The sequence below is a fragment of the Palleronia pelagia genome, assembly GCF_900110115.1.
In the GTDB taxonomy this organism is placed as follows: Bacteria; Pseudomonadota; Alphaproteobacteria; order Rhodobacterales; family Rhodobacteraceae; genus Palleronia; species Palleronia pelagia.
The window spans coordinates 466,320-476,309 of sequence record NZ_FOCM01000003.1; the positions used below are offsets into that span (position 1 = coordinate 466,320).

Consider the following 9,990-nt stretch of genomic DNA (forward strand, 5'->3'; position numbering starts at 1 on the left):
CTCTGACGCACCCTAACTCTTAGGACAGAATATGAACCAGGAACTGACCACCAACCCGTTCTCGCCCATGGCGGCGCCGAAAAGCTTCGACGAAATCAAGGTATCGCTGGCGAGCCCCGAGCGGATCCTCAGCTGGTCCTTCGGCGAGATCAAGAAGCCCGAGACGATCAACTACCGCACGTTCAAGCCCGAGCGTGACGGCCTGTTCTGCGCGCGCATCTTCGGACCGATCAAGGATTACGAGTGCCTGTGCGGCAAGTACAAGCGCATGAAGTATCGCGGCGTCGTCTGCGAAAAATGCGGCGTCGAGGTGACGCTGCAGAAGGTCCGTCGCGAGCGCATGGGCCACATCGAGCTGGCCGCGCCCTGCGCCCACATCTGGTTCCTCAAGTCGCTGCCTTCGCGTATCGGCCTGATGCTGGACATGACCCTGCGCGACCTCGAGCGGGTTCTCTACTTCGAGAACTACGTGGTGATCGAGCCGGGCCTGACGGATCTCACCTACGGTCAGATGCTGACCGAGGAAGAGTTCATGGACGCCCAGGACCAGTACGGCATGGACGCCTTCACCGCCAATATCGGCGCCGAGGCCATCCGCGAGATGCTGGCGATGATCGACCTCGAGGCCGAGGCCGAGCGCCTGCGCGAGGAGCTGAAGGAAGCCACCGGCGAACTGAAGCCCAAGAAAATCATCAAGCGCCTGAAGATCGTCGAGAACTTCATCGAATCCGGCAACCGCCCGGAATGGATGGTGCTGACCGTCGTTCCCGTCATCCCGCCCGAGCTGCGCCCGCTGGTTCCGCTGGACGGTGGCCGCTTCGCGACCTCGGACCTGAACGACCTGTATCGCCGCGTCATCAACCGCAACAACCGCCTGAAGCGCCTGATCGAGCTGCGCGCGCCTGACATCATCATCCGCAACGAAAAGCGGATGCTGCAGGAATCCGTCGACGCCCTGTTCGACAACGGCCGCCGCGGCCGCGTCATCACCGGCGCCAACAAGCGCCCGCTGAAGTCGCTGTCGGACATGCTGAAGGGCAAGCAGGGCCGGTTCCGCCAGAACCTGCTGGGCAAGCGCGTCGACTTCTCGGGCCGTTCGGTCATCGTGACCGGCCCCGAGCTGAAGCTGCACCAGTGCGGGCTGCCGAAGAAGATGGCGCTCGAACTGTTCAAGCCGTTCATCTACTCGCGGCTCGAGGCGAAGGGCCTGTCGTCGACCGTGAAGCAGGCGAAGAAGCTGGTCGAGAAAGAGCGCCCCGAGGTCTGGGACATCCTCGACGAGGTCATCCGCGAGCACCCGGTCATGCTGAACCGGGCACCGACCCTGCACCGCCTGGGCATCCAGGCGTTCGAGCCGGTGCTGATCGAAGGCAAGGCGATCCAGCTTCACCCGCTGGTCTGCTCGGCCTTCAACGCCGACTTCGACGGCGACCAGATGGCCGTGCACGTCCCGCTGTCGCTGGAAGCCCAGCTGGAAGCGCGCGTCCTGATGATGTCGACCAACAACGTGCTGTCGCCCGCCAACGGCGCGCCCATCATCGTGCCGTCGCAGGACATGATCCTGGGCCTGTACTACATCACGATGCAGCGCGAGGGCATGAAGGGCGAGGGCATGATCTTCTCGAACGTGGACGAGGTGCAGCACGCCCTCGACGCGGGCGAGGTGCACCTGCACGCCAAGATCCAGGCGCGGCTGCCGCAGATCGACGACGAGGGCAACGAGGTGATGGTGCGGTTCGAAACCACGCCGGGCCGCGTGCGCCTGGGCGCGCTTCTGCCGCTGAACGCCAAGGCGCCCTTCGACCTGGTCAACCGTCTGCTGCGCAAGAAGGAAGTGCAGCAGGTCATCGACACCGTCTACCGCTACTGCGGCCAGAAGGAGTCGGTCATCTTCTGCGACCAGATCATGACCATGGGCTTCCGCGAGGCGTTCAAGGCCGGCATCAGCTTCGGCAAGGACGACATGGTCATTCCTGAAACGAAGTGGCCGATCGTGGAAGAAACCCGCGAGCAGGTGAAGGACTTCGAACAGCAGTACATGGACGGCCTGATCACCCAGGGTGAGAAGTACAACAAGGTCGTCGATGCGTGGTCGAAGTGTAACGACAAGGTCACCGAGGCGATGATGTCGACCATCTCGACTCCCGGCACCGACGAGAACGGCGCCGAGAACGAGCCGAACTCGGTCTACATGATGGCCCACTCGGGCGCCCGTGGCTCGGTCACCCAGATGAAGCAGCTGGGCGGCATGCGTGGCCTCATGGCCAAGCCGTCGGGCGAGATCATCGAGACGCCGATCATCTCGAACTTCAAGGAAGGCCTGACCGTGCTCGAGTACTTCAACTCGACCCACGGTGCGCGGAAGGGTCTGTCGGACACCGCCCTGAAGACGGCGAACTCGGGTTACCTGACCCGTCGTCTGGTGGACGTGGCGCAGGACTGCATCGTTCGCATGCATGATTGCGGCACCGACCGGGCCGTGACCGCGCGGGCCGCCGTCAACGACGGCGAGATCGTCGCGTCGCTGGGCGAGCGTGTGCTGGGCCGTGTCGCGGCCGAGGACCTGGTCAGGCCGGCCACCGACGAGGTGATCGTCGCCGAGGGCGAGCTGATCGACGAGCGCAAGGCCGACATGGTCGAGGCCAGCGGCCTGGCCGAGGCGCGCATCCGCTCGCCGCTGACCTGCGAGGCCGAGGAAGGCGTCTGCGCCATGTGCTACGGTCGTGACCTGGCGCGCGGTACGATGGTGAACCAGGGCGAAGCCGTGGGCATCATCGCGGCGCAGTCCATCGGCGAGCCGGGCACCCAGCTGACCATGCGGACGTTCCACATCGGCGGCGTGGCACAGGGTGGCCAGCAATCCTTCCAGGAAGCTGGCCAGGAGGGCGTGGCCGAGTACCGCAACGCCCAGACCCTGAAGAACGACGCCGGGCAGGTGATCGTCATGGGCCGCAACATGACCCTTGCGATCATCGACGAGAACGGCGTCGAGCGTGCGACCTACAAGCTGGGCTACGGCACAACGATGCATGTCGAGGACGGCGCCAAGATCAGCCGTGGCGACAGGCTGTTCGAGTGGGACCCCTACACCCTGCCGATCATCGCCGAGAAGGCGGGCACCGCGCGCTTCGTCGACCTTGTCACCGGCATCTCGGTGCGGGACGAGACCGACGACGCCACCGGCATGACCCAGAAGATCGTCAGCGACTGGCGGTCGGTGCCGAAAGGCGGTGACCTGAAGCCCGAGATCCTGATCGTGGGCGAAGACGGCGAGCCGGTGCGCAACGACCAGGGCAACCCGGTCACGTACCCGATGTCGGTGGACGCCATCCTGTCCGTCGAGGAAGGGTCCGAGATCAAGGCCGGTGACGTGGTCGCGCGTATTCCGCGTGAAGGCGCCAAGACCAAGGACATCACCGGTGGTCTGCCGCGTGTGGCCGAACTGTTCGAAGCGCGTCGTCCGAAGGATCACGCCATCATCGCCGAGGCGGATGGCTACGTGAAATTCGGCCGCGACTACAAGAACAAGCGCCGTATCGCCATCGTCCCGGCCGAGGACGACGCCGAGCCGATCGAGTACATGGTGCCCAAGGGCAAGCACATCCCGGTGCAGGAAGGCGACTTCGTGCAGAAGGGCGACTACATCATGGATGGCAACCCCGCCCCCCATGACATCCTGTCGATCCTGGGTGTGGAAGCTCTGGCCGATTACATGATCGACGAGGTGCAGGACGTCTATCGACTGCAGGGTGTGAAGATCAACGACAAGCACATCGAGGTGATCGTTCGCCAGATGCTGCAGAAGTGGGAGATCCAGGACTCGGGCGAGACGACGCTTCTGAAGGGCGAGCACGTGGACAAGGCCGAGTTCGACGAGGCCAACGAGAAGGCTCTCAAGAAGGGCGGCCGTCCGGCACAGGGCGAACCGATCCTGCTGGGCATCACCAAGGCGTCGCTGCAGACCCGCAGCTTCATCTCGGCGGCGTCCTTCCAGGAAACCACCCGCGTGCTGACCGAAGCCTCGGTGCAGGGCAAGCGCGACAAGCTGGTGGGCCTGAAAGAGAACGTCATCGTCGGTCGCCTGATCCCGGCCGGCACCGGCGGGGCCACCCAGCGCGTGCGCCGCATCGCGGCCGAGCGCGACCTGAAGGTGCTGAAAGCCGCCCGGGCCGAGGCCGAAGCGGCCGCCGCCCTGGCTGCGCCCGAGGAAGAGGTGATGGGCGAGCAGCCCATGGACGTGGGCCTGATGGACACGCCCGAGAGCCGCGACGAATAAGCGCGCGGCCCTTCACAGGACGGATCAAGGCGCCCCCTCGCGGGGCGCCTTTTTCTTTGCGGAAACCGACGGATAGCGCGCCGGTCAGGCCAAATTCCCGGCGAATTCCCGATTCCGGTCGGAACGCCCGTTGAAATCGGGTTTGCCCAACCGCCGATCTGCCGCACTTTTATCTAATTGTGAGGAAAAACCGTACCGACCCAAAAAGGGGATAAGGCCATGTCGAACAAGGAATATCGCAAACCGGGATTGGGGCTCGCGCTTCTGCCCATTGTCCTGACGCTCGCCATCCTGATGCTTCAGCTGTTCTACTTCGGCAATTTCGTGCCGCATATTCCGCTGGCCATCGGCATCGCCATCACCGGCCTCGTGGCGCTGTATCTCGGGCATGACTGGGACAGCATCGAGGACGGGCTGTTCCACGTGGTCAAGATTTCCCTGCCTTCGGTATCGGTACTGATCGTTGTCGGGATGATCATCGGGGTCTGGATCGCCTCGGGTACCGTGCCCACGCTGATCTACTACGGCCTGCTGGTGCTGAACCCGTCGATATTCCTCGCCGCCGCGATGATCCTGTGCGCGATCGTTTCGGTCAGCCTCGGCACGTCGTGGGGTACGGTCGGAACCGTGGGCCTGGCACTCATGGGCATCGGCGCCGGTTTCGAGGTGCCCGCCTACTGGACTGCCGGCGCAGTGGTTTCGGGCGCGTTCTTCGGCGACAAGATCTCGCCCCTGTCTGACACGACGAACCTGGCCCCTGCGGTCACCGGGACGAACGTCTTCGACCACATCCGCAACATGATGCCCACGACTGTCCCCGCGATGCTGATCGCGCTGGGGGTCTACATCTTCGCCGGCTACACGCTGATCGACCCGGCCGGTGGATCGTTCGAGCAGATCAACGCCATCACCAGCGGCCTGGACGAGGCCTTCTGGATCTCGCCCTGGCTTCTGGTGCCCGCGCTTCTGGTCATCGCCCTTGCCGTGACCAAGAACCCGCCGATCCCGTCGCTGTTCGCAGGTGTCCTGGCGGGTGGCCTCATGGCGATCATGTTTCAGGGCGAGGGGCTGAAGTCGGTGTTTGCCTATGCCAACTCGGGCTTCTCGATCGAAACGGGCGTGAGCGAGATCGACAACCTGTTGAACCGGGGAGGGGTCCAGTCGATGATGTGGACCATCTCGCTGATCCTGCTGGCGCTCGGCTTCGGCGGAGCGCTGGAGCGGACCCGCTGCCTGGAAGCCGTGATCGACAAGATCATCGCCAGCGTGAAGTCCTTTGCCGGCATCCAGACCTCGGCGACTTTGACCGCGGCGGCCACCAATGTTGTGGCGGGCGACCCCTACCTGTCGATCGCGCTGCCGGGGCGGATGTACTGCCCGGTCTATCGCGGGATGGGGTATTCCACGCTGAACCTGTCGCGCGGCATCGAGGAGGGCGGTACGCTGATCTCGCCGCTGATCCCGTGGAACGCGGGCGGCGCCTTCGTGATCTCGGCCCTGGGGCTCGGGATCATGGGCGGCGATCTTGAGAACCTGCTCTATATCCCGCTGGCCATCGCCTGCTGGGCCTCGCCGGTGATCGGCATCTTCTACGCCTGGACCGGTCTCTTCTCGCCCAAGGCATCTGACGAAGAGAAGCAGAAGTGGAAATCGGACGGCGAGGACATCGCCGACCTCCAGACGGCCTGACCGTTTCGACCGGGGCGGCCCCTTGCGCGCCGCCCCGGTCCCGCTGTCCGGCGGCCTTTTACCCTCCGGTAAGGGGCGCTGTTGACACCCGACGACTCGGGTTCTATACGGCCCCGAACTGAGCGTCCGGGCGATGCCCTGCCAGTTGTGAAATCGAAGGACGTGGTCACGATCCGGGCCCTGGCGCCCCGATCCTCTGAGACCCAACCGCAAGGGCCCGCGCCCGTTGCGGTGATTGCGTTTTGCGGACGCGCAAGGCGTAGCGAAGAAGATGAACCGGGGTGCGCGCGCCCCATGAGAATTAGATGTTGCAACACCGAGGAAAGTCACCGGAATGCCAACGATCCAACAGCTGATCCGCAAGCCGCGGCAGCCGAAAGTCAAACGCTCCAAGTCGCTGCACCTGGAAGGCTGCCCCCAGAAGCGCGGCGTCTGCACCCGCGTTTACACCACCACGCCGAAGAAGCCGAACTCGGCCATGCGGAAGGTCGCCAAGGTGCGCCTGACCAATGGTTACGAGGTCATCAGCTACATCCCCGGCGAATCGCACAACCTGCAAGAGCACTCGGTGGTGCTGATCCGTGGCGGTCGTGTGAAGGACCTTCCCGGTGTTCGCTACCACATCCTGCGCGGCGTGCTGGACACGCAAGGTGTCAAAGACCGCAAGCAGCGCCGCTCGAAATACGGCGCGAAGCGTCCGAAGTAAGAGGATTAACAGATGTCCCGTCGTCACGCCGCCGAGAAGCGCGAGATCCTGCCCGACGCCAAGTTCGGCGATAAGGTGATCACCAAGTTCATGAACAACCTGATGGTTGACGGTAAGAAGTCCGTCGCCGAACGCATCGTCTACAACGCGTTCGATCGGGTCGAAGGCAAGCTCAAGAAGTCGCCCGTCGAGGTCTTCCACGAGAGCCTGGACAACATCAAACCGTCGGTCGAGGTCCGCTCGCGCCGCGTGGGTGGTGCGACCTACCAGGTGCCCGTCGAAGTGCGCCCCGAGCGCCGCGAAGCCCTGGCGATCCGCTGGCTGATCAACGCCTGCCGCGCCCGCAACGAGAACACCATGGAAGAGCGTCTGGCCGGTGAGCTGGTCGATGCCGTCAACGGTCGTGGCTCGGCGGTGAAGAAGCGCGAAGACACCCACAAGATGGCCGACGCCAACAAGGCGTTCAGCCACTACCGCTGGTAAGACCGGCGGGTTTTCCCGCCGTCGCCGGCGGACCACCGTACCAAAGCAAGGACTGCTCCTATGCCCCGCGATTATTCGCTCGCCCGTTACCGCAACTTCGGCATCATGGCCCACATCGATGCCGGCAAGACCACCTGCACCGAGCGCATCCTGTTCTACACCGGCAAGTCCCACAAGATCGGCGAAGTCCATGACGGCGCCGCCACGATGGACTGGATGGAGCAGGAGCAGGAACGCGGGATCACCATCACCTCGGCCGCGACGACCACTTTCTGGTTCCGCACCGAGGACGGCAAGACCACGACCGGCATCTACGGCGACACGCCCGAGGAAGCCGGCTTCCGCTTCAACATCATCGACACCCCCGGCCACGTGGACTTCACCATCGAGGTCGAGCGTTCGCTGGCCGTGCTGGACGGCGCCGTCGCCGTGCTGGACGCCAACGCCGGCGTCGAGCCGCAGACCGAGACCGTGTGGCGCCAGGCCGACCGCTACAAGGTGCCGCGCATCGTGTTCGTCAACAAGATGGACAAGATCGGCGCCGACTTCTTCAACTGCGTCCAGATGATCAAGGACCGCACCGGTGCCACCCCCGCGCCGATCCAGATGCCCATCGGGGCCGAGGATCAGCTGGAAGGCATCGTCGACCTGGTCACCATGAAGGAGTGGGTCTGGAAGGGTGAAGACCTGGGCGCCAGCTGGGTCGTGCAGGACGTGCGCGACGAGCTGAAGGATCGTGCCGAGGAGATGCGCCAGGAGCTCATCGAGATCGCCGTCGAAATGGACGACGACGCGATGGAGAAGTACCTGGAAGGCGAAGAGCCCGATCTGCCGACCCTGCGGTCGCTGATCCGCAAGGGCACGCTGTCCATGTCCTTCGTGCCCGTGCTGGCCGGCTCGGCGTTCAAGAACAAGGGCGTGCAGCCCCTGCTGAACGCGGTGATCGACTACCTGCCCGGTCCGCTCGACGTGCCCGCCTACATGGGCTTCTCGCCCGATGACGAGACCGAGACCCGCAACATCGCCCGGCACGCCGACGATGATGAGCCGTTCTCGGCGCTGGCGTTCAAGATCATGAACGACCCGTTCGTGGGCTCGCTGACCTTCACCCGCATCTACTCGGGTCACCTGTCCAAGGGCGACTCGGTCATGAACTCGACCAAGGGCAAGAAAGAGCGCATCGGTCGTATGATGATGATGCACTCGAACAACCGCGAGGAAATCGAGAACGCCTATGCGGGCGACATCATCGCGCTGGCCGGCCTGAAGGAAACGACCACCGGCGACACGCTGTGCGACAGCCAGAAGCAGGTGGTTCTGGAAACCATGACCTTCCCCGATCCGGTCATCGAGATCGCGGTCGAGCCCAAGACCAAGGCTGACCAGGAGAAGATGTCCGCGGGCCTGCAGCGTCTGGCGGCCGAGGATCCGTCCTTCCGCGTCGAGACCGACCTGGAGTCGGGCCAGACCATCATGAAAGGCATGGGCGAACTTCACCTGGACATCCTGGTCGACCGCCTGAAGCGCGAGTTCAAGGTCGAGGCCAACATCGGTGCGCCGCAGGTGGCCTATCGTGAAACCGTGTCGAAGGAAGCCGAGCACACCTACACCCACAAGAAGCAGTCGGGTGGTTCGGGGCAGTTCGCCGAGGTGAAGATGATCATCACCCCGACCGAGCCGGGCGAAGGCTTCTCGTTCGAAAGCCGCATCGTCGGCGGCGCGGTGCCGAAGGAATACATCCCCGGCGTCGAGAAGGGCGTGAAGTCGGTCATGGACTCCGGTCCGCTGGCGGGCTTCCCGGTCATCGACTTCAAGGTCGCGCTGATCGACGGCAAGTTCCACGACGTGGACTCGTCGGTCCTGGCCTTCGAGATCGCATCGCGTCAGTGGATGCGCGAGGCCATGAAGAAGGCCGGCGCCAAGCTGCTCGAGCCGATCATGAAGGTCGAGGTCGTGACCCCTGAGGAATATACCGGCAACATCATCGGTGACCTGACCTCGCGTCGGGGTCAGGTGCAGGGCCAGGAGACGCGCGGCAACGCGATCGTCATCAACGCCTTCGTGCCGCTGGCCAACATGTTCGGCTACATCAACAACCTGCGTTCGATGTCGTCGGGCCGCGCCCAGTTCACCATGCTCTTCGATCACTACGAGCCCGTTCCGCAGAACATCTCGGAAGAGATCCAGAGCAAGTACGCATAAGCGGGGCGGCGGGGTGAACCCCGCCCTACCCAACCACCGTAGGGCGGGGGACGACCCCGCCACCCACCAGACGAAAAGAAGGAGCCCACGCAATGGCGAAGGCAAAGTTCGAACGCAACAAACCGCACGTGAACATCGGGACCATCGGTCACGTGGACCACGGCAAGACGACGCTGACCGCGGCGATCACCAAGTATTTCGGCGACTTCCGCGCCTACGACCAGATCGACGGCGCGCCCGAGGAGAAGGCCCGCGGCATCACGATCTCGACCGCGCACGTGGAGTACGAGACCGAGGCCCGCCACTATGCCCACGTGGACTGCCCCGGCCACGCCGACTACGTGAAGAACATGATCACCGGCGCCGCGCAGATGGACGGCGCGATCCTGGTGGTGAACGCCGCCGACGGCCCCATGCCGCAGACGCGCGAGCACATCCTGCTGGGCCGCCAGGTCGGCATCCCCGCGATCGTGGTCTACATGAACAAGGTCGACCAGGTGGATGACGAGGAGCTGCTGGAGCTCGTCGAGATGGAAATCCGCGAGCTGCTGTCCTCCTACGAGTATCCCGGCGACGACATCCCGGTCATCCCGGGCTCGGCCCTGGCCGCGATGAACGGCGAGAACCCCGAGAT

At 64.2% G+C, this 9,990-nt stretch carries 6 protein-coding genes; all 6 read left to right on the forward strand.

Annotated elements, in window-relative coordinates; genetic code table 11:
- The first annotated feature begins 31 nt into the window (after nt 1-31).
- Nucleotides 32-4,276, forward strand: a complete 4,245-nt coding sequence (gene rpoC, locus BMX96_RS09370) for a DNA-directed RNA polymerase subunit beta' (protein ID WP_091845230.1) — start codon at nt 32-34, stop codon at nt 4,274-4,276.
- A gap of 219 nt (nt 4,277-4,495) precedes the next feature.
- Complete coding sequence (nhaC, locus tag BMX96_RS09375) at nt 4,496-5,965, forward strand: Na+/H+ antiporter NhaC (protein ID WP_091845231.1); 1,470 nt, start codon at nt 4,496-4,498, stop codon at nt 5,963-5,965.
- A gap of 334 nt (nt 5,966-6,299) precedes the next feature.
- On the forward strand, nt 6,300-6,671 hold the full coding sequence (gene rpsL, locus BMX96_RS09380) for a 30S ribosomal protein S12 (RefSeq protein ID WP_036175706.1): 372 nt from the start codon (nt 6,300-6,302) through the stop codon (nt 6,669-6,671).
- A 12-nt stretch (nt 6,672-6,683) separates the two neighbouring features.
- Nucleotides 6,684-7,154 (forward strand): 30S ribosomal protein S7, encoded by a 471-nt coding sequence (gene rpsG / locus BMX96_RS09385; protein WP_073127484.1) that lies wholly within the window; start codon nt 6,684-6,686, stop codon nt 7,152-7,154.
- A 60-nt stretch (nt 7,155-7,214) separates the two neighbouring features.
- On the forward strand, nt 7,215-9,356 hold the full coding sequence (gene fusA, locus BMX96_RS09390; protein WP_091845232.1) for an elongation factor G: 2,142 nt from the start codon (nt 7,215-7,217) through the stop codon (nt 9,354-9,356).
- A gap of 92 nt (nt 9,357-9,448) precedes the next feature.
- Nucleotides 9,449-9,990: GTP-binding protein (locus BMX96_RS09395; RefSeq protein WP_139209967.1), on the forward strand; the 542-nt coding region annotated here is incomplete at its 3' end.